Below are 23,990 nucleotides of genomic sequence, written 5' to 3'. Positions count from 1 at the left end.
AGCGGCATCAGTCCGCGAGCCGCTTTGCGCCCTGACTGGTTATTCAGCGTAAAGCAGTCGTTCGGCTCTGTAGCCTACGTAGAGCTGAGATCTTGTAAGGTGGCGTGTTCCCTCCTAATCTGTAGCAGGAGCGCCCGGTTGCCGGTCGTCGTAACCTGCGCGCTTTTCCTGGTAGCCTATCGCTGCTGATTGCCTGGCGCAAAGCAGCAGACCCAACATGGGAAGCGCGATATAGCTCACGCCCAGCAGCGTAATCACGTCGCTCGACACGGACGACACGAGGCTATTCACACCGAACGCCAGTCCCATCTGCGAGCAGCAATAAATGGCGCCTGCGCCGCCGCGATGGGCCGTAAAGCGGCTCATGCAAATGGCCGACGCGCAAAGCACGATAAACGAGTAGCTGAACGACACGCCCGCGACGCTCAGCAGAAAGCCGCGCGCGGACAAGCCACCCAGCGTCGAAAGCGTCAGCAACGCAACGCCGCAGAAGATGGCGATGAAAAGCCCGGCGATCATTGTCGGGAGCATCCCGAATCGGCCGATCAACCTGGGCAACAGCAAACGGCTGACGACCAGGCCGCTACCGACCAGCGCGCTGACCCATCCGTACTGCGTGGCGGAATAGCTGAACTGCTGCTGCAGCACGAATGGGCTCGAGCTCGTGTACATGACAAAGCAGGTCATGCCGACACCGGCCACAATGGTCGACGAAACGAACGTCGCATCCGACAACACCACGCGGTAGGCCGCGAAGACATCGCGTGCCGTGATCGAGCGATTCTTGTGCGCGTTCGTTTCACGGCAGCGCAGATAAACCGCGAACATCGCGCAGAGCAGCAACGCCATGACGACAAAGTTGGCGCGCCACCCGAACCACGTTTGCACGAAGCTGCCTACCAGCGGGCCGAGCACGAACGAAAGCCCCGTGAACAAGGTGATGTACGAACTGGCAATCGCGTAACGATCGCCTTGCACGATATCGGCCAGCACGATGCGCGACAGGGCGAGGCACACGCCGCTGCCCAGCCCCTGAACGAAGCGCGCGAGCAAAAAGCCCGTGATCTTCGCAGCGAACACGGTCCAGAGATTACCCATGATCGCAACCGCGAGGCCGATCAGAATGACGGGCTTGCGGCCATGCTTGTCGCTCATCGGTCCATACACGAGCGCTCCCACGCCCGTCCCGAAGAGAAAGACGGAGATCGACGCCTGCACATATTGCTGCGAGGCGTGCATGACGTTCATGATTTCCGGCAGCGACGAAAGATGAATGTCCGTGCCGAGCAGACCAATGAGCAGCAACGCCGTGACCACCACGACGACCTTCATTTCATCGCGGCTAAAGCGCACTTTTTTCGATGGGGACACAGACCGTCCTTGCAATGTTTCGGGCTCGAGCGAGGTGGGCTGGGGCATCAGGCGAGGCACTCCTGCTCGTGCCTTTGCAGATGACGCGCGATGATCTGCGCGCTTTCGCGACTCATGATGCTGTGGTGATCGCCCGGCACGTGCACGACGTCCAGCGCTTCGGCGAGCGCGCCCCAGCCGAGGTCGGGTTCGCCGAACTGCCGCGCGAAACCTTCCTCGCCACAGCACAGCAGCACGCGTCCGCTAAAGGGCGCCGGACGATACGTGCGAAGCGCTTCGTCATTCGCGGCGATCACCGACAGCACCTGCCTGATCTGCCGCTCGCCTGTGCCGGCCGGCAGCAAGCCTTGTTGCGTTGCGGCTTCGAGCACATGGCGCCAGTGCACGTCAGCGGGCACATCGCGCAAGTTCTCCCAATCGAATGACAGCTTCGGCATGAGAATACCGAGCATCACGGCGTCGTCGCTGAGCCATTGCCGGGCCGCCATCTTGCCGTAGGTACCGTTGCGGTACAGCGGTTGCACGCTGGTGTTTTGCGCGCGCGAGTCCAGCAGGGCCAGCAGCGCCACGCTTTCGCCGCGTCGCTCAAGCTGCTGCGCCATCTCGTACGCAATGCATCCGCCCATCGAATGCCCGATCAGCCGGTATGGGCCCTCGGGCTGCACCGATTTCATCAGGTCGATGTAATCCGAAGCCATCGCTTCGATGCTGCGCAGCGGGGTCGATTCGCCTAGCAGGCCGCCCGCCTGGATGCCGTACACGGGCTGGTCGCCGCCCAGGCTGCGCGTGAGTTCGACGTAGTTGGTCGTATGGCCGCCATACGGGTGAATGCAGATGAGTGGCGGCAACGCGCCCGTGGTGCGCATGCCTACCAGTTGCTGGCGGCGCGGGTCGCGCATCGTTTGCAACGAAGCGGCGAGCGCTTGCACCGTGGGGCTTTCGAGCAACGCCGCCGCCGGCAGTTGATGGCCGATCAACTGCTCAATCTGCAGAATGACGCTTAGCGCCGAAAGCGAGGTGCCGCCGAGTTCGAAGAAGTTGTCGGTCACGGCAACCGACGGCATGCCGAGCACCTCCGCGAAGATGCGGGTCAGCTGCGACTCCACGGTGTCGTGCGAAGAAGCCGCGGTCGACGCATCGTGGGATGCGGCTGCGTCCGGTTCGGTCGCGGATTGGCGAGGCTGCAAAGCCACAGCACGCGCCGGGCTCGTGCTTCGTGCCTGCGGCCAGAAACGTTGACGCTCGAACGGATAGCCCGGCAACGCGGCACGCCGCCGCTTGGCGCCTTCGTGCAGCTTATCCCAGCACGGCGCGACGCCAGCCACCCACAAGCGCCCCACGCTCAGCGCCAGCGCGCCGCAATCGGACCATCCCGGCGCGCCGGAGAGCGTGGCCGTTGCGACTCGCGCATTCGCACTGTCCGCATGCCGCCGGACGATCGAGGTGAACGCGTGCCCCGGGCCCACTTCGACAAAGAGCCCGTCCGGTGACTGAAGCAACGTGTCGAGCCCCTCGGCGAACCGCACCGTCTGGCGCATATGGCGCACCCAATGTGCAGGATCGGTGGCCTGCTCGTTCGTGACCCACGTTCCGGTCACGTTGGTGATGTACGGAATCTGCGGAGCACGCAACTCGACCTGGCTGACGAGCGCCATGAATGACTCGAGCGCCGGATCGAGCAGCGCGGAATGAAACGCGTGCGACGTTGCCACGCGCTTGCAGCGCAAGCCGGCGTCGTCGAGGCGCACCTGCACGGCGTCGATCTGTTCGGCCGGACCCGCGAGCACGCTAGAGCGCGCCGCGTTGACCACAGCGAGATCCACGCCGTTCGCGACGTAGGGCGCCAGTTCCTGCGCCGACGCTTCGACTGCGAGCATCGAACCGGCGGGCAAGGCCTGGATTAGCTGGCCGCGCAGGACGACGAGCTTCAGCGCACCGGCCAACGACATGACGCCGGCCACGCACGCGGCCACGTATTCGCCGAGGCTGTGCCCCATCATCGCGTGCGGGCGCACGCCCCAATGTTCCAGTTGTCGCACGAGCGCATATTCGACCACGAAGAGCGCGGGCTGCGTGATGGACGTCTGCATGAGCCGCTCGCGTGCGGCATCGGTTGCGCCGGGTACATCGACTGGCGGATACAGGACCGTGCGGATGTCGAGGTCCATGAGCGGCTGAAGCAACTGCGCACAGTGGTCGACACAATCGCGGAACACGACTTCGGACGCGTAGAGATCGCGGCCCATGTTGACCTGCTGCAGACCTTGTCCGGGGAACAGGTAGGTGACGCGCGCGGACGGCGCGGTCACGCCCGTGCCGCTGCGCGTTGCGGGCAGTGCAGTGAGCGCTTCGAGCGCGGCGGACGCACTGTCGCACACGACGACGCGCCGGTGCGGGAAGTGCGTGCGTCCCAGTTGAAGCGTGTAGGCGATATCGCCCAGATCGGCGGCAGGATCGTCCCGCAGGTGGCTGGCCAGGTTGTCGGTCATCGCCTGCAGCGCACGCTCCGATTTCGCCGACAACGCCAGCACGTGAAACGCCGCATCGCCTTCGCGCTCGCGCGCGGCCTGCGACGGCGCTTCCTGCAGAATCACGTGCGCATTCGTGCCGCCAATGCCGAACGAACTCACGGCGGCGCGCCGCGGCGTGGCGGTGCGCGGCCAGTCGGTCAGCGTGTTGTTCACCCAGAACGGGCTCTTTTCGAGTTCGAGCTTCGGATTGGCCGACTCGAAATGCAGCGTCGCCGGAATCTTGCCGTGATGCACGGATAGCGCAGCCTTGATGAGGCCGGTGACGCCCGCCGCTGCGTCGAGGTGGCCGACATTCGACTTCAGCGAGCCGAGCGCGCAGAACTGCCGCGCATCCGTATGGCGGCGCCACGCGCGCGTGAGCGCATGAACTTCGATCGGGTCGCCCAGCGGCGTTGCGGTGCCATGTGCCTCGACGAAGCCGATGCTTGCCGGATCGACGTCCGCACGCGCGAGCGCATGCTCGATCACGTCGGCCTGGCCGTCGGTGGCCGGGGCGGTGAAGCCCACCTTCGCGTTGCCGTCGTTGTTGATCGCGGAGCCCTTGATGACCGCCCACACATGGTCGCCGTCTGCGAGCGCTGCGGACAAACGCTTGAGCACGACGATCGCGCCGCCGCTGCCGCGCACCGTGCCTTGCGCGCGGCTGTCGAACGGACGGCAGCGCCCATCGGCCGAAAGAATGTGCCCTTCCTGATGCAGGTAACCGGTGCCGTGCGGCATTTCGAGCGACACGCCGCCTGCCAGCGCGATATCGCATTCGCCGAGCAGCAATTGCTGGCAGGCCACATGAACGGCGACGAGCGAGGTCGAGCACGCCGTTTGCACGGTCAGCGCCGGGCCGCGCAAATTGAGCTTGTACGCGAGCCGCGTGGAGAGAAAGTCCTTCTCGTTGAGGATGGTGGTCTGGAACAGTTCGGCAGCGCTTTCCGGATGCGCGTCGAGATAATGGAGCAGATACCCCGAGCGGCCCGTGCCGCCGACCACGCCGATCCTGCCGGTGTAGCCCGCGTTCGCATAGCCCGCGTGTTCCAGTGCCTGCCAGCCCGTTTCGAGGAAGAGGCGCTGCTGCGGGTCCATCAAGAGCGCTTCGCGCGGCGGGTAGCCGAAAAACGCGGCGTCGAATCGATCCACGTCGTCCAGCACGCCCTTGCGCTTCACGTAGCGAGGGTCGGCAAGCAGGGCGGGATCGACGCCGGCCGCGAGCAGCTCGCTATCGCTCAGTGGCCTGACCGATTCGACACCGGCCACGAGATTGCGCCACAACTCCGCAACGCTCTGCGCACCGGGGAAGCGACCCGCCATGCCGATGATGGCGATGTCGGTGTCTGCATGATCGACGCCATGCGGCACGCGCGCCGCTTTTCGCGCGATGTATTGCGCAGGGTTGGACGGCGCGGCAACGGCTGCCGGTCCGGACGCGCCGCGCAGGTGATCTGCCAGCGACCGGATGTTCGGAAAGCGGAACAGGTCCATCGTCGGCACGTGTTGCCTGAGTGTCTGTTCGAGTTCGATCTCCACGCGAACGAGATCGAGCGAATGACCGCCGACTTCGAAGAAATTGTCGTCAATCCCCACGGCGTCCAGCTTCAACACCGCTTTCCACACGTCGGCAATCTGCTGCTCGAGCGCGTCGCGCGGGGCGAGCACGCTGTGCGGGGTCACGCGCTCGGCGTCGGGCAATGCCGCGCGATCGATTTTGCCGTTTGGGGTGAGCGGCCATGCGTCGAGCAGCATGATCGCCGAGGGCAGCATGAAGTCGGGCAGCTTGCCTTGCGCATGGGCGCGAATGTCAGCAGCGGTGATGGCGCCCGCTTCGTGAGCAATGGCGTAAGCCAGCAGCGATGGCGCGCCGCCGTTCGTCGCCCGCGCGATCACCAGCGCTTCGCGCACGCCGGCGCATCCGGCGATCACCGACTCCACTTCGCCCAGCTCGATGCGAAAGCCGCGAATCTTCACCTGATGGTCGAGGCGCCCGAGGTATTCGAGGCTCCCGTCGGGCAGAAAGCGGGCGAGGTCGCCCGTTTTATACATGCGCGCGTGCGGGCCTCCGAACGGATTGGCGATGAATCGCTCGGCCGTGAGGTCGGGGCGGTTCAGGTAACCGCGTGCAAGACCGGAGCCAGTAATATGGATCTCGCCCGCAATTCCCACCGGCACCTGCTGCAATTGCGCGTCGAGCACGTACACGCGCGTGTTCGCGATCGGCCGCCCGAGCGACACGCGTTCGGCGTCCGGCTGCAGGGGCGCAATGGTCGCGCACACCGTCGCTTCGGTCGGCCCATACGCGTTGAGAAAGCGGCGTCCAGGCGCCCAGCGCTTGACGATGTCGAGGCTGCATGCCTCGCCGGCAGCGGCAACAGTGCGCAGTGTCGGCAGATCTTCGGGCTGCAGCAAAGCAAGAACGGAAGGCGGCAGCGTGATCACCGTCACGGCGTGGCGCGCGATGGTGTCAATCAGCGCCGAGCCCGGCATCATGTCCGCTTTCGACGCGAGGCACAGCGCGGCGCCGGCGCACAAGGTGCTGAAAATTTCCGCGACCGACGAGTCGAAACTCGCCGACGCGAACTGCAGGAGGCGGCTGTCTGGGCCGATTTCGAACAACGCGGCCATGGTATGGACCATGTTGGACAGGCCGTAGTGCTCCAGCATCACACCCTTCGGGCGTCCGGTGGAACCGGAGGTGTAGATGACGTACGCGAGATCGTTCGGCTTCGAGGCGATCTCGAGGTTGTGCACGGATTCGCCGGCAATGGCAGCGGCTTGCGTATCGACGCACACGCGCCGTACCTTTGCGGACGACACCTCCGCGCCGGCGCCCTGGCCCGTGAGCAGCAAGCTCAGCCCCGAATCGTCCTGCATGTAGGCAAGACGCTCCTGCGGGTAGCTCGGGTCCAGCGGCAAATACGCGCCGCCTGCCTTCAGCACCGCGAGAATCGCGACCACCAGCGCGGGGCCGCGCTCCATGCTTACGCCGACCAGCTCGCCCGGTTTCAAGCCGCCGCGGCGCAGATGATGTGCAAGCTGATTGGCGCGTGCGTTGAGTTCGGCATACGACACCGTCTGCGTTTCGTGAAGCAGCGCCGCGGCCTGCGGCCGGCGTTGCGCCCAGTCTTCGACGAGCCGGTGCGCGGGCGTCTGCGGGAAACGGCTTTCGGTTGCATTCCAGACGGCGTAAGCGGCGCGCTCGCGCGCGCTCAGCATCGACAAATGCCTAAGCTCCGTGTGCGGCGCTTCGACGGCGCTCGCGATCAACGTCTGGAATTGATCGACCAGATAGCGAATGCTCGGCGCGTCCCATAGGGCCGTGTTGTACCAGCACACCGCGCGCAGGCAGCCGTCCACCTCTTCGACCACGAAGTCGAGATCGAACTTGACGCCATGCTGCTCGAGCGGATAAGACGCGAGCGGCAGGCCGGCCAGATCGAGTTCCGAGCCACCCAACCCCATTCGTGCAGCCGCCACTCCGCGCATATGGTCGAGATGGGCTTTCTGGTACGTAAAGGACACCTGAAAAATGGGGCTGCGGCTCGCATCGCGCACCACGCCCAGTTGCTCCACGAGCAACGGGAACGGATAGTCTTGGTGTTCCTTCGCGCCGACCAGCACCTCCCGCACGTGCTGCAGAAACGCATTGAACGTGTTTTCGCCGTCCACACGCGCGCGCAGCGCGCAGGGGCTCGCGAAGTAGCCGACCGTGCGCGCGTAGCCTTGCGGCGGCCGCCCGAAGCGCGGCGAGCCGACCACGATATCGTCTTGCCCCGTATAGCGGTAGAGCAGCACGTAAAAGGTGGCGAGCAGCACCGTGTAAAACGTGACGTCCTGCGCGCGCGCGAGGGCGCGGATCTGCTGCGTGAGCGTTTTACCCAGCTCGAATGAATGACCCGCGCCAACGTGAGTCTGAACGCGCGGACGCGGCCGGTCGGTGGGCAGGTCGAGCACGGGAAGCTGGCTCAGCTGCTTTTTCCAGTAGGCGGCATGCGATTCACCCGCGGGGGACGCGAGCAGGTTTTGCTGCCACTCGACGTAGTCGACGTAAGACAGCCCGGTGGACGGCAATTCCGCCGTCTTTCCGTCAACGCGCGCCCGGTACAGCAGCCCCAGTTCTTCCATCATCACGATGAGCGACCACGTGTCGGCGGCAATGTGGTGGCAGTTCAGAAACAGCACGTGCGTGTCGGCAGCGCGTGAAAAAAGGCGTGCGCGGAAAACCGGGCCGTTTTTCAGGTCGAATCCTGTGTCAGCCTCTTGGGTCAGGCGCGCATGCAAGGCGGCAGCGTCCCATTGCGACGCATCGTCGTGCTGGAAATCCGGTTGACCGGGCGCATGGATCAACTGGACAGGTTCGCCTTCGGGTGCCGCGTACGTCGTACGCAAGACCGGATGCCGCTCAACCAGATCCTGCAATGCACCGCGAAATGCCTCCACGTTGAGCGCAGCGTGAATGGACCACGCCATGGGCAGGCCGTACTCCGCACCATTCGGATTCAGGCACCACAGAAACCACATGGCGCGTTGTCCGCGCGAGAGTTTCGCCATTGCGGGGGAGGGCGAAGACGGGGCAGCGTGGTCGGAGGAAGTGACGGCTTGGATTGTGTAGCGGTTCTGCGGTTGCATGCGGTAGTTATTACTTGTCTGGTCTTATTGAGTCGTTTCACGTCCACGACGAGGATCGGAGCGGCTGGCCGAAGAAATGTTGCCGGACGTGGCTGCGGAATCCGCGTCAGCGATCGACAGGACAAAACCGGCGGACGATTTATACCGAACGGAAACGCATATTTGATGACGGCCGACGTTGCACGATCGAACCATCGGTTCACGCAAAAGGGTCGACGCGATGAATGTCGTGCCCATCCCAACGGGTCGTCGTTCGGCCCGAATGAAAAACTTCTGATGGCGAACTCTAACGATGGCTTTCGCCCGGCTTTCTACGTGATTCGCTCAATCGGACGAAATGATGCTCGGTGTGCAGAAGGGAAAATGGCTCGGTTCGATTGCGCCTGCCGCTGGCTAACGACAGCTATCGCCAAACCTGAATGTCTATTGCGGGCGGTTGCTGCCAGCGGTCCGCGGATTCGATCAAGCGATCTCGGTTAAGGCATTTATGAAGGTATTTGGTAAGCTAAAGGGTGAGGTAATCAGCGAACGCTTAAATTCGCCAAGCAAATCGAAGCATCGCGCTCGAATGCTAGGCGCTCCATTTTCAAGCATCACTGGTCGACCACCGGACACGCGTCAGGTACTGCAACGTCCGCATCGGCGCGATCAATTAACCTGTCAGTTGACCAGGTTCGCGACGGACATGCGATAGATCTGACCGGCGCCGCGGCAATCGCGCATTCGAATCGTGTGCTGGAGGGGTAGCACTTGCCGGACTTCCTGAGAGTTCGCGCGAGGGCGGAGCATTGCCAGCCAGAACGCCATTCCTTCGCCGAGGATCAGGCCGCTGGCTTTTTGCAGGCGATGACCATCGATCGCTCGTTCGTCTTCGTGCCGAATAGGCCACTTCGGCTCGCGCCCACCGCATCCGCGTCTTCGTCGCTTCGGTCGATCACGTCGAAACCAGCCGTCTTGCAGATCTCCCCAGCTGCCTCGAAGCACTTGTCCCAGCCGCGGACGAAGCCGCTGCAGTTCAGCGTGTAGGCAGGTCGCCGATTTGGGGCAAAACTTTCGTGAACCGTGGCGCATGCACCAAGCGTTAGCATCGCGACGACACCCGTCAGTCCACGTTTCATTGTTCGCTCCCGGCTTTTCGTTATTCCCACTCGGCGACACCGTGATGACGCGAACACGTGCCCGAGTGGTGCTGGCTGAAACTGTATGTCCCGTCGCCACATCTTGCCGTGGCACCGACCGGCACGGCGCCGTTTCGGGAGTGCGCAGGCGAATGCACGATATGCCCTTCGTGGTTCACGTAGTGGCCGTGCTCCTGTAGTTGGGACTCGTCAGGCGACGATGGCTGGTAGGCATGGGCGATGCCTGCGAGCGCCAGCAGTGCAACGAGACTGCCGCATCGAGCTGTGATCAGCACGCGCACGGCGGCACGATTGCGACTCATGCGGATCCCTGTCGTCCTCGTTCTAATTTTGGGTGCCCGTCGCAAGCGGACCCTCGTCGGCATACGAGGCACGGGGGGCAGTGGCCATTTCAATGTCCATCATTGGAGTTGCGGGGTGGTATTAAAAACCCGTCATGCAGACGGGTGTAAGTGGGCAAAGCGTTGGTTGCCGCTACTTCTTCTTGGGCGGGGGTGCCGGTTGCTTCCTTGCCTGGCTCAAATCCGAACCCGCGACCGACTTCTGGTTGGGTGTGCTCTTCTTGTTCGAAAGCTGCTTGCTAGCGAGCTTGGCGTCTTTCTTTCCCGTAGCCATAAACACCTCTCAACTGGTTGTGATTGTACTGCTGAGCTAATGTAGGAATAATTTAACCGAATGTGCGAATAGCGTTTACCCGTGCCTGCCGGGTAAGTTGCACCAGGAACGTCGGGCGGTTGCAGTTTGAAGCGCTCAATCGCGCCTCCGTAGGCTCAATCGATGGGCGAAACAATACTGAGATCGCCCACAAGATCAAGAACATATTCGAACTGCTTCCGTGGGCAGAGGGCGGAATCGTTGCGGCCGGACGGCGGCAGACATCCACGGCAGCTAACGGGGCCATCCGCTCACCCACTTCGATTTCTCGTGGATCGCAGTTCGGCCTTTGCGGACGTTGGAGCGACACGAGCTGTTAGGCAGTTGAGAGGCGCTTTGCCGCCGTTCGCGCCGTCGTAGCCTCGCATGCCAGGTGCTGGGAATGAGTACTCGCGATCTACAGCCCGTCATCTGGGCCACTGCAGCGGCTAAGACGGCGATTGAGTTCCGGGAGACATCCGGCGCTACAGTCGTTGGCTGCTTGTCAACTTGAGCGGCCGGTCGCAGACGGTGCCCTGAATTGCTCCGGCGGCAACATCACAGGACGGTGACCATTTGTCGACTGTTGCGAATTCGAAAAATCAATCGAGCCGATTCGATGCATTTCGCATAAACCGCGGGAAAAAGCTGAATTTTACTTTGCGCGCTGGCAGATCGCTGTCATTCTTACCGCCAACATAGTCGGCCACGTCGAGAATATCCGGAAAGCCGTCCTTTATGTCGGATTAGAAAGTGTGGGCGGGCAGTAGTGGCACATCGACTATGCTGCGCCGAAACGCACGGTTCACGAATTATTTGGAGCATGCTTTAAATTCATGTTCGGGGAGGGCGTATGCCGCGAAGCGCGCCAGTTGAGAAAACCGAGGAAAGTTCGACAAGTGGCGCTAGCGCGACGATGACAACGTTTAGCGAATACCAAGCGATGGTCGAGCGCACCAATGAACGTCCCTCCCGCGCAGTCTCACTAATGGGTCTCGTCGGTGAAGTTGGTGATCTTCACAGCATGATGAAGAAGCTCCTCCTGCAAAAGGACAATCCCCTGTTTCGAACAGAGCTGCGAGAAGAGTTCGGCGATTTGCTCTGGTATCTGACCAGTCTGGCTTCTCTGTATGAAATCCCGTTGGCGGAGATCGCCAAAGCAAATGCCGAGAAGGCTGAATCGCTGTATTCGGAAGGAAGTGTCAACGTTTTCGATAGCGGCTTTGCGCCAGATGAGAGGCTGCCTCGGCGCTTCGTTGTCAACTTCTACGAGAAACCACTGGAGCGAAGCCTATACGTCAAGGTCTCCGTCAATGATGTCGTCATCGGTGATGCACTAACCGACAATTCACACGAGGACGATGGCTATCGCTATCACGATGTATTTCATCTCGCGTATGCGGCCGTACTCGGGTGGTCTCCCGTCTGCCGATCGTTGCTCAAGTGCAAACGCAAGTCGAACGCCAAGATTGACGAAGTGGAAGATGGTGCGCGCGCCGCTGTAATTGAGGAAGCTGTCTCAATTCTTGTTTTCAATCAGGCAGAAGAGCGAGGATGGTATGTAGACCGCAGTTCTATCGACATCGGACTGCTCAAGACCATTCGCAGGATGGTAACTGGCTTGGAAGTGCGCACTTGTACAGCAAAGCAGTGGCAGCTAGCGATTTGCCAAGGCTACGCCGTGTTCCGTGAACTAAAGAGAAATGGCGGTGGCGATGTGACTGTTGATTTGGACAAGCAACGCATTACATATCGTGTGTCACCCCCTACAAAATGGGTATCTTCGATCGCAAAGGGACGACGAGTATGACGATTCCCGTCGTTGAAGGTCCTACGGCACTGGAAGCTTGGCGCGCGGGCTGTTCTCTCCTACTTGACGCACGGGGCGAAGTCAGCAATCTGATTACTATGGTGGATCAACCGTGCGAAGCAGAGGGCGATTGGTTGAAGCAACATTCGCCGACTCGCATAAAGGCCGGGGCAGATGACGCCTGCGACGTCGCCAATACGTTGTTTCCGCAGCGGACCTGCGACCGAGCAGCAACGCGATCGGAGTTCTATACCCGCTACCTGCAAGTTCATGACCGCGCTCGTAGATGGCAACGTGGGCGCCACGCATGGGGCACGTACTTTGAGCGGCTCGTTCGGTTTCCGCCGGATGGCGTCAATCAGCTAGAGCGTGCAATCGACAAGCTGAGCACATGGCCACAGCGGAACACCACCGGTCTAGTATTTCATCTCTCATCTCCAGCGGTAGATGCACCCCGTACAAGAGGGGGGCCTTGCTGGCAGTTTGGAGAAATTCTTTGGAACGCCGACGATTCCCTGGACCTTGTCGTGGTATACCGGAACCATGACTTCTTCAACAAAGTGCTGGGAAATTTCATCGGATTAGGCCGGCTGCTTCGGTTCATATGCGTGGCCTCGAACAAGCGGCCCGGAAAGCTTGTCTGCCATTCGGTTCATGCTTACTTTGACTGCTCTCAGCAGCAGCTTCGTTCACTGATTCAATGACGTCCGCCGATGAAAAGGAGACCAAGTTCCTCGACTTGGTTAAACGTGTAACCGCGTGCGAGAAATGCCCGCGGATGACGGGGAGCGCGCGCGTTCTCGGACCCGGTTGCGGTTCTCTTGACGCGCCGCTTATGTTTGTTGGAGAGGCGCCCGGGCGGCTCGGGGCCGATGGGTCGCACTTGCCCTTTCACGGGGATAAATCCGGTCACAACTTTGAGAGCCTCATCGAACAGGTAGGAATCAGTCGATATGAAACGTTTGTGACTAATGCAGTGTTGTGCAACCCTAAAGATGAACGTGGCAACAATGCGACGCCTACGCCTGTCGAGATCGCAAACTGCGCGCCTTTCCTGAGGGAAACGATCGAAATAGTCGATCCTTCACTTGTAGTTACACTTGGCGCTGTGGCGCTCAAGGCGTGCGGCCTGCTTCAAGCGCACGCACTTTCGCTCCGCGAGCACGTTAGAACGAACAACGCGTGGTTGCGCCGGACGCTGATACCTGTGTATCACCCGGGGCAAAGAGCCATGGTTCACCGCAGTTTCGCAAATCAGCTAAGTGACTACCAGTTCGTCGCTGAGACTCTGAAGAGGCGAAAGCGGCAGCGTAAGAGATCGGTCAGTGGCAAGCCTAGGGCTGATGCAGCAAAGCTCGGTCACGTTGCTCGCAGGATATTGCAGGGTAAGCCGGAAGGGCTTAGTTACTTCGCGCTTCATAAGTTGTGTTTCCTAGCTGAGCTCGCATCACTTGAAGCAACCGGGGAACGTCTTACGAATGCGTATGTCGTCCGGCAAAAGGACGGTCCATATTTTGTAGACTTGCACTTGGCAAAGCTGCCGCAGTTGGTCCCCGGAGTCATGATTCGGCCCGTCGGCAGCAAGGTCATGCTTGGGCTTGCCAGGCAGGTTGATTTTCTTACGAACGAGCCCATTCAGGCTCTGTCTGCCCATGATGAAGCAGCGGTAAAGGCCGTCGTAGTGAAGTATGGTGAGATGCGTGACGAAGAACTTAAGAGGGTCGTCTACCTGAGCAAATACATGCGCGCGCTACTCCGAAAGGAGAAATCGAATGGCGCAAATCTTTATAACGCCGCCGTGCTGCCATTCGTGACGAAAGACTCACGTTAGTCCACAACAGCTGCCTCGGTTCGGAATTGTGTAACTCTTTGAATTTTGTCAAAGGTGCCAATTTCGAGGGTCTATAGTTCGCGCCCTCGAATGACCACCTTTGAGCAGTATTATCGACTATGCGCGCCCGAGAAGCGGGCAAGTGGCCGAAAAGGGTGGTCGTTAAGACCCATTCGACGGTGATGAGAGTTGCCATTCGTCGACGCCGGTTTGCGAGCGTCCGCAAAGGTATGTGCAGCAGTCGCACGAACCGGTTCCCAGACCATCCGCAAAGGCCGATATGCGCGCATTTAATGGTGAGCGGCTTTCCGAGTGATCCGGCCGTTCGAGCGACCGCCGGACGACACAGGTGATCGCCAGCAATTGGGCCGGTTCGCGCCTTACCGGACGAAACGGCGACGCACGCGATCTTATCCGCGTTTATTCTCCCGATCGAGTGCAGAAAATGCTTCACACAACAGCGCTTCCTGGTCGGTAAGGCGCTGTTTGTCGCGTGTGTGGAGTTTGCGCATGTTTTCCATCTTCCGCGAATCGCGGGCGTGTCCTGCAAATGGTCTTGGGCATCAGCGCCCAGTCCGGATCAAGGCACACAAGGGAGAGCAGAAATTCGCGGTGAGCCTGGCTCAGTGCGCGTGGCAGAACATGATGAATTTGCGCCTGGACTGCCTCGAGCTGGGCGAGACCGACCTCGTCCACCGTCATCCCCACAAAACCCGCCTCGTATTACACGTGCAAGCCAGGCGCTGATGGCGTCGAGATCGTCATCGGCGCCGATCTGGCGGCGTCCGGTGGCGCGGTTCGCGCCGTTGGCGGCCGTCCAGGTCGTCGGGTATCGCGAGCGTGTCGAGAGGGCGAGGCGTGATGAGGGCGATTTCCATGGGAAGTTGGTTGGCTTACGGCTACCCCTCAGACCCAGCAATTTCCGCACCCCGCTCTTTCTGACCCGCACCCGGCACCGCGAAACGGCCAACGATTCTGGTTGCGCAAAGGCGCAGCCGTGCGCGACCGGGCGTCTGTGTCCAGGTGGACGCGAGGACGAGGGATCGTAGATTTCGCAACTAACCGCCTCCGCCATCCTCACGCTCATTGCGGACCTGCCCGGGCATTACCTCAACTGGTTTGCCCGCGAAGGGTTTCCCAAAGGGGAAATCGGCCGCCTGCTCGCACTGATGCAGGAGATGGACCACAACGACCTGAAGGGTTTGCTCGATCCGCTGCGCAAACGCGGTTAGCGTCAGACAGAGCGAGGAATCGAACCTCTCGCCGCGCATGACCTATGCTGGCAGCACGACACACGCCGCACTCTGCGCGGAGACCCTTGCCATGCACCGTCCGCCTCTTGTTCTCGAGGTTAGCGGCTACACCGACGCTGATCACTGGAGCTGGCATCTCAAGGATGCCGGGGGCGCCACGCTGGCTGCGCACGCCGTGACCCTCGCGCACAGCGACTGGCGCCGCGAGGGGCTGTTCAACCTGCCCGCGTGGCTTCGCTACCATTGCGCGCCGGACACTGCTGACGAAGACGAGCAGCGTCATCTCCAGGCGTTCGGCGCATGGCTGGGCGAGATCGTTCTCGGGCCGGCAATCGCAGGCCATATCGTTGCGCATGGCAATCCGGACGCGCTGGTCCGGGTCGTCTTGCCGCTCGTAGCCGCGCCCTTGCTTGCGTTGCCGCTGGAGTTGGCGCATGCGAGCGGGCGGCCCCTCGGCCAGCGTGGCGTGAGCTTCGTTTTCGAGGTCGCGCGAGAGGGGCTCGCGCGCACGCCGGCGCCTGGCGGGTCGCTGCGCATTCTCGCGCTGTTCAGCGTGCCGCCCGCGGGCAGCCCGCTCAACCTGCGCGGTGAGCGGCAACACCTGCAGTCGCTCGTGAGCCGGCTTGCTGCACAAGGCCGGCGCGTCGAACTGCGGGCGCTACAGTACGGCGTCACGCGCAAACGGCTGGAGCAACTGCTGGGCGAGGATGGCGGCTGGGACATCGTCCATTTCGCTGGCCACGGAACGAGCGGCGCGCTGCTCCTCGAGCGGTCCGATGGGGCGCCGGACCCCGTGACGCCCGACGCGATCGTGCGCATGCTCAGCGTGACCACCGGGCGTTTGAAGCTGGTCGTGCTCGTTGCGTGCCATTCCGCTTCGGCGAGCGTGGGCGCGACGCTGAGCTGGCTTGGCGCGCCCGACACACCTGGCGAATCCGACGCCGATGCAGAGGCCGCCGGCCGCGTCGAGCAGGGTCTCGCGCAAATGCCCGCGTGGGTGCTGGAGCGCGGCCTCGACTGCGCCGTGCTCGCCACGCGTTACGCGGTCGACGATCAATACGCCGCGTTGTTGACCAACGCGCTCTATCAGCGCCTCCTCGAACGCGGCGAGGCGCTGCCGCGCGCCGCGAGTATCGCTTCGGAACACGCGCTGCGTGCGCTCGGCCGGAGCGGCTCTGCGCCGGACCCTCCGTTATCCATGACCATGCCGATGTTGCTCGGCAGGCACGCTGCCGACTTGAGGTTTGCCGTGCACCCGCACGCGAGTCTGGAGGCTCGCGATGCGGTGCCTGCGGTGCCGCCGTTTGCGGCGGAGCCCCGGCACTTCGTTGGCCGCGTGCGGGCGATGACGCAAGCGAGCGAAGCGCTCGCGGAGCATGCCACCAGCCGGGGCGTGCTGTTTCACGGCATGGCGGGAGCGGGAAAGACCGCCTGCGTGGTGGAACTTGCCTGGCATCATCTCCGGGCGGCTCGCTTCGAACGGGTCGTCTGGTACAGGGCGCCCGAATTGAACGCCGACGCTTCGATGACCTTGAGCGCGCTCGCGCTCGCGATGGAAACGCAGTTGCCCGGCATCGCCATGCTTCATGCCGTGGCGAGCGAGGCCGCGCTGGCCCAATGGCTGCCGGTGTTTCGGCAAACGCTGGAGACGAGCACCGTTCTGATCGTGATCGACAACGTGGAAACGCTTTTGACGGCCAGTGGTCACTGGTGTGACCAGCGTTGGTCGATGCTGATGCGCGCCTTCCACGATCACGGAGGTGCGTCGCGCGTGGCGATGTCGAGCCGCATCGTCCCCACCGGCATGCCCGCTTCCTTCGTTCTACTGACCGTGCATGCCTTGCCGCTCGACGAAACCTTGCTGCTGATCCGCGAGCTACCCAATCTGGGGGCGCTGCTCGAAGGCCGTTCCCACTGTCCGTGCCGCGCGCGGCCGCGAATTGTTGCGCGACACCTTGCGGGCGGTGCAGGGCCACCCGAAGCTGATCGCGTTCGCGGAGCGGCTCGCCGCCGAGCCGGAACGCCTCGCACGGCGGTTGCGAGACATCGGAGGTCCCGGGCAGGCCGATGCGGACGCAGCCGACGCTTACCTGGTTCGCGGCGAAACCCACCGCGACGTTCAGGCGTTCCTCGATCAGCTCGATAGCTGGACGCGCGCGCTGTCTCGCGCGCTCTCGAAGTCCGTGAGAACGGTGTTCCATCTGCTTTGCGCAATGGAGCCGGACGACCGGCGCAGGGCGGTCGTCGAAGCCAATTGGCCGACGCTATGGCGCGAAACATCTCACGGCGCACAGCATGTGGACATGCGCGCGGCGATCGCACGGCTCGAAAGCTGCGGGCTCGTCGAGCTGCGCGCCGCCGCGGGGCAACGTGCCCGCGCCGCCTTCGCGATTCACCCGGAGGTGGCGCGCGCCGGGCGGGCCGAGGCGGGCGTGCAATTCCAGACGCGCGTTGACGAGGTGATGGTGAATTACTGGTATCACCTCATGCGCGTGACCATGGACAATGCGGCGCGGGTGGCGAGTGCCGGCGCCACGGTCGCGCTGGCAGGCTGGTCCGCGTTTCCCTATCTGCTGCGCAACGGCGAATGGGATCTTGCCTCGCAGATGATCGAGCGGGTGATGCGCGTGGACGACTCGCCGCGCGCGACCGCGATGTTGCTTCCCGTCGTCACGCGCATGGCGGCCGCCACCGCGAAAACACCGAAGGCGTTGATCACCCAGACTCTACTGGCAAGCGTGCTGGATCGGGCCGGCTTTTGGCGCGAAGCCGTGGAGCGCTGGGAGGCCGTGCTCGATGCGGCCGAGCGCGCGGACAACTTCGCGGTGGCGGCGCCGGTGTGCAAAGATCTTGCGAATGCCTGGCAGTCCGTAGACATCGAGAAAGCGCAGGCTTATGCGAAGCTGCATCACCGCTATGCGAGCCTGGCCGGGGCCGGCACGTGGAGCGAGTTGTCCGCGCTCGGGCAGCAGCTTCAGTTGCTCGCGCAAAAGGCACAGTACGGCGAGGTGTTGACGCACCTGCCCGAATTGCGCCGGCGAATGATCGCGGCGGGCAAGCCGGGGCCGCTGGAAGCCATGCTGGACTGGAACGTGCGCAACGTGATTTTCGATACGGCGAGCGACGCCGCGTCTCAATACGGCAGAGCTTGCCTCGCTGCGGCAATGAGCCACGAGGGCACGGAAGCGCTCGACTGGGAGACCCGCGCGCGCGCCGCGTGGCGCGCTTCCCTGAAGTACAACGGCAAGGCGCGCGCCGCCCATCGCCGGCGTGGCGCCCTGCCGCTCGAACTGGCGCGCAACCGATTCAACGATAATGGCCCGCTGATCGATCTGGGGCGCTACGCCGAGGCGTACGCGATGCTTCTCGAATGCAAGAACGTGTTCGAGTCGGAAAATGCAGTTGCCGAACTCGGCAATCTTTATTCGGCGCTCGGCACCCTCGAACAGAAGCGTAAGCACATGAAGCAGGCGCGCGAATTCGAGGCCAGGGCGCTGCGCTACAAATACCAGGGCGGCGACGCGCGGCTTGTCGCCATCAGCCATTTCAATCTCGCCAACCGCTATCTCCCCGCGGACGCGGAGTCCGAGATCGGCGTGGCGCATCGCCTGGCCGCGGCACTCATCCGGGCCGCCAACGATCCCGATCGTGCCGGGTACTACGCGGCGACGCTGAAAGCGCACCTCGCCCAAGGCGGTGGACAGGCGAGCGCCGTACTGGCCAGCGATTTCGACGCACTGTGCGCGATCGTCGAGACAATAGACGGCGTGACTTTTCGTGCGTTGATGGCGCGCCTCGCGCCGGGGCGCGAGGGCGCACTCATGAAAGCCATCATCGCGACCGCGCTCGACGCGTGATCGCACGCGCCTATGCCGTCTCGGCCACCGTGCACCGCAGATCTTTGCCGGTGACGCTGCCTTGCGCAATCACGTTATCGCTCGACGCCTGGAGTGCGAGCGGAGGCGAAGCGGCTTCGATTTCCCAGCCAAAAAAGGCGCCGATGGGCACGGCGCGCCGGCTTCGGGTGCTCCAGAGGCGCCGTTCATCGCGCCATGCTTTGGCGTCGGTTTCCCGTGTGGCGTTCATTGCCATCGACGAGAGCATCTGAAGCGCCAGCGTGTTGCTAGCAGCAAGGCAGGGTGGTCCGATTCTGCGCGCATGCGCGAGCAGCGAGAGGCAGTGCGCCGCGATGCCGGCATCGTCGCTGCCGCTATCGGCGTCGTTGTCGGCGACCGCTGCGAAGGCCCAGGCCGCGGCAACGGAGGCATCCGCGACCCAGTCGTACGCCGCACCGAGCGTTTGCGCGATCTGCGCCGCGTCGGCGATCTGGCCGGTGCGCGCCATGAGCAATGCTGCCGCGACGCTTGCCCACGGTGCGGCGCCGTGCGTCATCAACGCTTCGAGAGCGGCTGCCGTGTCTTTATCGCCGCTGTGCCAATCGTTATCGGCAATCGCCTTCGCGGACGCGACGAGCAGCGAATCGACCTCGCTCGGCAGGGCGCGCTGCACCGCGCCGATCAGCGTGGCCGTCAGTTCGTTCACGGGGCGCATCGTCACGACGAGATCGGGGCGCGACGCAGCGACAGCGGGCCGCAACGTCAGCCAGACGCCTTCGTCCATCACCGGCACGCCAACACGCCAGGGAGCGCGGCCTTCCACGGCAATCGTCAGCCGCAGCGCCGCGCGGCACGGCCATTGGCCGTGCACCAGCTTGAACATGACTTCGCTGTCGCAGGACTGCGCGACTTCGATCTGCGCTTGCGCCGCATGCCATTCGACCACGTCGGGCTGCTCCGTATCGGCGAGATCCGCGCTCGACAGACTGACTGTGAAGGTGCGCTGTTCCAGGTTCGCTTGGGTCAGGAACGGGAAGTTGAGCGGGAACGGCGCGGGCTCCTGAAAACGCGTGGCGTGTTCCGGCAACGAGAGCGGCAAGTTGCCGGCCGGCAAGCCCCGGCTGGGCGCATTCTCGGGCGAGGGGCTGGAGAGGCCGGACCAATCCTGCGGCGACACCACCCGTTGCGATGCGCTTTCGCTCAGGTCGCTCAGGACGCTCAGCAGCCCGCTCCGGCGCGGTCTTGGCAGCGAGGTCAACGCGCTGCTCGGCGCAAAATCCGGGTCTGAGCCAAGCTGGACCGAGGCGGACGCATCGCCTTCGCCGGCCGGTGCCACTGTGAATGCCTGAGAGGTGATGCCGCCGCTGCTCGCGCTTTCGATGGTCGCGTTGTAACTGTCCGGTCCGAGCGCGATCTCGACGGGCTCGCCCGCCGCGGAAAAAACGCGGTTTACCGTCTGCGACTGCGTGCCGACGACGGTGATGCGATAGGCCCCCTGGCCCGGCGGCTGGATCACGACGGTGCGCGCCGTTTCATCGTTCATGGCAGTAACCTGACTATCTGTGCACAGGGATTGGCGTGAAACTTCGCTGGACGATAGGCTTGCGCACCGCTGAAGGTGGGTCTTGCCTCGAACTCGGTGCCGGTTGGCGCGACTTCGAGAAAGCAGTTCGTTTGCAGTGGCGCGGACTGGATGAACGTGAGGCCATCCGAGGCTTCGATCAGCGTGAGGTACGCCATGTCGGCGAGATTGTCGGTACGCACGACCACAGGAATGCGGGCATGCGGCACGGTGACCAGCGTCGCCTGGTTCGCGAATTTAGTGAGCGCCTCCACGTCCAGCGTCGAATAGCCGAAGGCCGCGTCCGCGACTTTCGGCACGTTGCAGAGCAACCGTTCGCCGGTGACGACCCATGCGCCGTTGCTGTCACGGTCAACGCACGCTTCGAAGCTGCGCAGCAAGGCCTGCGTGAAGTATGGCGGGTCGTGGCTGTCCGGGCCCCACGCGAGCTGGCCGAAACGCGAACCCGCAAGCGCGAGCGACCTAACCCGGGTTGACGCTATCTTCCCGAATTTCGCCTTGACCAGTACGACGCCGTCAAGGCCGTCGTACTCGGACAGCACGCTATCGACCAGTTCCTGGCACGCGTCGAGAAAGACCCAGCACGCGCTCGCGCCGATCACCGGCAGATTGGTCGCGAGGTTGCCAATGTTGAGCGAGGCGCCCCACTGGTTGAACGGATTGGTGAGCACGTCTTCCAGCAGCCCGGACACGCTGAGATCCGCCTCGGCAACGCCGTGCGACGACATGTAGAAAAACATGCTGTCATTGGGGCGGCAACGGGCGAGCCATGCGTTGCCAGCGGTTTCGACGTTGACGCGCGTCGCGGCACTCACGCCGTCATCGGCGCGTGGATCGTTGGCGAACTTGCCGATGTCCAGTTGATCGGCACCGGCGTCGGCGTCCGGATCGGACAGCAAACATTCGATCGATGCGAGCGGCGCCGTCAATTCGTCCTGGTGATCGAGCAGATAGCGGACAATCGCACGCGCGCCGGCCACGGTCGATTGCCGCGTAGCGGCCTCGCCAAGCTCGGGGAACCGGCCGCAGCCGATCACGAAGGCATGCGTCGCGGGCGCGGCCCCGGGCGCGCGCTGAAAGATCTGAGTCATGGCAAAAACCCCGCTTGTTTCATGCGTGCGTTGAGCCGCCTATAGAAAACGAGGTTCGTGAAGTAGGCGCTATGGGCGTCGGTGATGCCGGCGGTGGTGCTCGCTTCGAGATCCTCGACGTCTTCGAAAACCGGCTTTGCGAGGAACGACAACACGTCGAGCCGGTTATAGACATTCCACCAACGTTCCGCGCAGCCGGGCTTCGGCACCTTGTTGCCTTGGTTTGCACCACAGCCGGCGCTCGACGCCGTGAAGACCTTCAGTTCTTCGAACAATGCCACCTGGGAACCGACGGTGAGGAAGAGATCGGCCTTGAAGGGTGCGCCCAGCTCGTCGGTGAGCCCTTGCACGAAGGGCACGTCTGTTAAAAGGTCGTACAAAATGACGCCCCCCATGCTGTGCCCGCACACGATGAGCCGGCTGTGCGCGGCGTTCGCCGCGCTTGCGGCCGGAATCAAATACTTGCGGATCTCCGCGCGGATGGCATCGCGCGCGGCGCCCGCCTTGAGATACGTAAAAACGTCGCCAATGAAGATGGCCAACTGCGGAGTGAGCTTGCCGCGTACCGCGAGCACGGCCGGACTGTTCACGAGGTCGGTGGTCGCGCCCTTTAGCTGCGTCGCGGCGCTGCGCACGCTGTCGAAGAGCGAGAGCGACTGGTCCTGCAGGAAGGGGCGCGCGGCAACCTGCAAGCGGTCGAGAAAATCCTTGTCGTCGGTCGCGCCGGTCAGGCTTTTGCGCGCTTCCGGATTTTCGAGCGCCCTTGCCGCCGCGCTCCAGAAACGCACGGCGTTTTCCACGGCGGCGGGGTCGGAGCTTTGCGCTTGCTCGATTGCGATAGAAGAGAGCGAGCCGACGACGGCGTCCAGATCGCTCTTCGCTGCCCTGGCGAGCGTATCGCCGGGGGGCTGAAGCGGCGACGCGCCCGTCGTCCCGCCCAGGATGCCGCCGATGGCGAGCGGTGCGCTGCCTGCTTCGGCTTTCAGCACGTGTCCCGGAACGCACGCGAGATTCCACGCGGGGTGGGCGGCATGGACACTCCAGAGCGGATTTCGGATCGTCACCGATTTTTCGAACGTCTCGTTCTGGAACATCTGGTTGCGGGCTGCGAGCGCCGTTTGATACTCGACGTATTGCGCGTCGCCCGCGGCGTCCGAGCGCGGACCATCGACGCCATGCACATAGACCAGTTGATTCATCTTCGCTATTCCCCTGCTGATCGGTTGAACAGTGGAAGCAGTGCACGTTTTCGAGCGGTTGGAGCGGGACTGAACTCCTGAGCCCAGTCTAGTCAATCATGGCTCGAAATAGAAAGGCTCCCGAACGCAGCGGGTGCCGGTGTCGTGAACGACGATGGCGATGCTCATCGATACGAGTGCGCGGATGTGGCCTCGAGAACGCGGTGGCATGGGATATGCCGGTACGTGGTGAGCGGATTCTTGTGATCTTTGCTGGTGATTTAACCGATAAGGACTGTGTTCGTCTGTGGCCTTCCGCACGAACCGTGCTCATATTCCATCGCGCTTGCCCGGCAAAGAGGACGGGCGCGTTTTGATCTTACAGAGTTTCAATCGCAAACAGGCGCCTTATGATAAGAATACTTATCTAAATGGATAAGGCGTCGTGCCACAAGCGCGTGGATGAAGTCCGCTCACGCAAGTAAATCTATGGTCCGCCCCAGTTTTGCAACCCCTGACGCTTGATGCAGTGTTGGCTTGCTCAAATCTATCCGGCGTCGTTGTGGGGACTGCTCCCCGCGCCACGATGAAGTTCGCGCCTGCGGTCCCCATAAAGTTGTGCGGCTTCAGGAGCCTCTTTGCTTGCCGGGGTGTTCCACAGGCCGGTATGCCGTTCACGTCATCACGTTTCAGTCGTCGCAAAAGCAGAGAAGAGGATGGTGAGTCCGCGTTCGTTCAAGCCGACACTGTCGCACGCTCTGAATCAAAGGTGGTATGACGGGCAACGATCGCCCAGGCGGTGCGAGCCAGCTTGTTAGCCAGCGCGCATGCCACCACGTTCGAGTGGCGCCGCGTCAGAAGCGCACGCGTCCAGCCCGCTAGATGACCGGTTCGCTTTTCCAGACATCGCATGTAGGCCCGGGCGCATTGGACGAGGAGACTTCGGATGTTCTTGTCGCCACGTCGACTGATTCCTAGAAGGTTGGATCTACCGCCCGTACTGTACTGGCGGGGAACAAGACCAAGTGAGGCCGCGAAATCGCGACTGCATCTGTACTGCTTCCCTCGGGAGCGGTCAGGAATTGCCTGAAGGTGTCTGTTCATGCTTTGTGGATGTCTTG

The 23,990-nt window shown here is 62.8% G+C and carries 14 protein-coding genes and 1 pseudogene; 7 read left to right on the top strand and 8 right to left on the bottom strand.

What is annotated here, in order from left to right:
* Window positions 1-114: 114 nt before the first annotated feature.
* From AB3X99_RS29815 to AB3X99_RS29800, 4 genes are all read right to left on the bottom strand, one after another.
* Complete coding sequence (locus AB3X99_RS29815) at window positions 115-1,371, bottom strand: MFS transporter (protein WP_368618949.1); 1,257 nt, start codon at window positions 1,369-1,371, stop codon at window positions 115-117.
* A gap of 47 nt (window positions 1,372-1,418) precedes the next feature.
* On the bottom strand, window positions 1,419-8,438 hold the full coding sequence (locus AB3X99_RS29810; RefSeq protein WP_368618948.1) for an amino acid adenylation domain-containing protein: 7,020 nt from the start codon (window positions 8,436-8,438) through the stop codon (window positions 1,419-1,421).
* Window positions 8,439-9,337: 899 nt separating this feature from the next.
* Window positions 9,338-9,634, bottom strand: a complete 297-nt coding sequence (locus AB3X99_RS29805; protein WP_368618947.1) for a hypothetical protein — start codon at window positions 9,632-9,634, stop codon at window positions 9,338-9,340.
* Between the two features lie 20 nt (window positions 9,635-9,654).
* Entirely contained in the window at window positions 9,655-9,957 is a 303-nt protein-coding gene (locus AB3X99_RS29800; protein ID WP_368618946.1) for a DUF3761 domain-containing protein, read from the bottom strand.
* A gap of 1,184 nt (window positions 9,958-11,141) precedes the next feature.
* Here AB3X99_RS29800 and AB3X99_RS29795 point away from each other — a divergent pair.
* The 7 genes from AB3X99_RS29795 to AB3X99_RS29765 all read left to right on the top strand — a co-directional run bounded on the left by AB3X99_RS29795 (window position 11,142) and on the right by AB3X99_RS29765 (window position 19,039).
* The gene (locus AB3X99_RS29795) at window positions 11,142-12,098 is read left to right on the top strand and encodes a nucleoside triphosphate pyrophosphohydrolase family protein (protein WP_368618945.1); all 957 of its coding nucleotides are present in this window, start codon (window positions 11,142-11,144) and stop codon (window positions 12,096-12,098) included.
* The gene (locus AB3X99_RS29790; RefSeq protein WP_368618944.1) at window positions 12,095-12,802 is read left to right on the top strand and encodes a hypothetical protein; all 708 of its coding nucleotides are present in this window, start codon (window positions 12,095-12,097) and stop codon (window positions 12,800-12,802) included. The genes AB3X99_RS29795 and AB3X99_RS29790 overlap by 4 nt, the downstream gene beginning before the upstream one ends.
* Window positions 12,799-13,929, top strand: a complete 1,131-nt coding sequence (locus AB3X99_RS29785; RefSeq protein ID WP_368618943.1) for a uracil-DNA glycosylase family protein — start codon at window positions 12,799-12,801, stop codon at window positions 13,927-13,929. Before AB3X99_RS29790 ends, AB3X99_RS29785 begins: the two co-directional genes overlap by 4 nt.
* 510 nt (window positions 13,930-14,439) lie before the next feature.
* On the top strand, window positions 14,440-14,676 hold the full coding sequence (locus AB3X99_RS29780) for a hypothetical protein (protein ID WP_368618942.1): 237 nt from the start codon (window positions 14,440-14,442) through the stop codon (window positions 14,674-14,676).
* 302 nt (window positions 14,677-14,978) lie between these two features.
* Entirely contained in the window at window positions 14,979-15,161 is a 183-nt protein-coding gene (locus tag AB3X99_RS29775; protein WP_368619012.1) for a DUF3820 family protein, read from the top strand.
* A 91-nt stretch (window positions 15,162-15,252) separates the two neighbouring features.
* Entirely contained in the window at window positions 15,253-17,328 is a 2,076-nt protein-coding gene (locus AB3X99_RS29770; protein WP_368618941.1) for a CHAT domain-containing protein, read from the top strand.
* Complete coding sequence (locus AB3X99_RS29765) at window positions 17,219-19,039, top strand: hypothetical protein (protein WP_368618940.1); 1,821 nt, start codon at window positions 17,219-17,221, stop codon at window positions 19,037-19,039. Before AB3X99_RS29770 ends, AB3X99_RS29765 begins: the two co-directional genes overlap by 110 nt.
* A 10-nt stretch (window positions 19,040-19,049) precedes the next feature.
* On the opposite strand, the gene AB3X99_RS29760 is transcribed toward AB3X99_RS29765, so the two are convergent.
* The 4 genes and pseudogenes from AB3X99_RS29760 to AB3X99_RS29745 form a co-directional block, all read right to left on the bottom strand.
* Entirely contained in the window at window positions 19,050-20,561 is a 1,512-nt protein-coding gene (locus tag AB3X99_RS29760; protein ID WP_368618939.1) for a hypothetical protein, read from the bottom strand.
* On the bottom strand, window positions 20,558-21,691 hold the full coding sequence (locus AB3X99_RS29755) for a hypothetical protein (RefSeq protein WP_368618938.1): 1,134 nt from the start codon (window positions 21,689-21,691) through the stop codon (window positions 20,558-20,560). Before AB3X99_RS29755 ends, AB3X99_RS29760 begins: the two co-directional genes overlap by 4 nt.
* On the bottom strand, window positions 21,688-22,890 hold the full coding sequence (locus AB3X99_RS29750; protein WP_368618937.1) for a hypothetical protein: 1,203 nt from the start codon (window positions 22,888-22,890) through the stop codon (window positions 21,688-21,690). Before AB3X99_RS29750 ends, AB3X99_RS29755 begins: the two co-directional genes overlap by 4 nt.
* A 714-nt stretch (window positions 22,891-23,604) precedes the next feature.
* Window positions 23,605-23,934 (bottom strand): annotated as a pseudogene (locus AB3X99_RS29745) (transposase); the annotation flags it as partial.
* Window positions 23,935-23,990 lie beyond the last annotated feature (56 nt).

Origin of the sequence: Paraburkholderia sp. BR10882 (assembly GCF_040948855.1) — a bacterium.
GTDB classification, from domain to species: domain Bacteria; phylum Pseudomonadota; class Gammaproteobacteria; order Burkholderiales; family Burkholderiaceae; genus Paraburkholderia; species Paraburkholderia nodosa_A.
The sequence above is the reverse complement of the archived record's forward strand: the minus strand, read 5'-3'. Positions and strand labels throughout refer to the sequence as shown.

Bases quoted from the DNA above. Each gene is read 5' to 3' on its own strand.
- AB3X99_RS29810 (WP_368618948.1), bottom strand. From the start codon at position 8,438: ATGGCGAAACTCTCGCGCGGACAACGCGCCATGTGGTTTCTGTGGTGC.
- AB3X99_RS29805 (WP_368618947.1), bottom strand. From the start codon at position 9,634: ATGAAACGTGGACTGACGGGTGTCGTCGCGATGCTAACGCTTGGTGCA.
- AB3X99_RS29800 (WP_368618946.1), bottom strand. From the start codon at position 9,957: ATGAGTCGCAATCGTGCCGCCGTGCGCGTGCTGATCACAGCTCGATGC.
- AB3X99_RS29795 (WP_368618945.1), top strand. From the start codon at position 11,142: ATGCCGCGAAGCGCGCCAGTTGAGAAAACCGAGGAAAGTTCGACAAGT.
- AB3X99_RS29790 (WP_368618944.1), top strand. From the start codon at position 12,095: ATGACGATTCCCGTCGTTGAAGGTCCTACGGCACTGGAAGCTTGGCGC.
- AB3X99_RS29785 (WP_368618943.1), top strand. From the start codon at position 12,799: ATGACGTCCGCCGATGAAAAGGAGACCAAGTTCCTCGACTTGGTTAAA.
- AB3X99_RS29780 (WP_368618942.1), top strand. From the start codon at position 14,440: ATGTTTTCCATCTTCCGCGAATCGCGGGCGTGTCCTGCAAATGGTCTT.
- AB3X99_RS29770 (WP_368618941.1), top strand. From the start codon at position 15,253: ATGCACCGTCCGCCTCTTGTTCTCGAGGTTAGCGGCTACACCGACGCT.
- AB3X99_RS29760 (WP_368618939.1), bottom strand. From the start codon at position 20,561: ATGAACGATGAAACGGCGCGCACCGTCGTGATCCAGCCGCCGGGCCAG.
- AB3X99_RS29755 (WP_368618938.1), bottom strand. From the start codon at position 21,691: ATGACTCAGATCTTTCAGCGCGCGCCCGGGGCCGCGCCCGCGACGCAT.
- AB3X99_RS29750 (WP_368618937.1), bottom strand. From the start codon at position 22,890: ATGAATCAACTGGTCTATGTGCATGGCGTCGATGGTCCGCGCTCGGAC.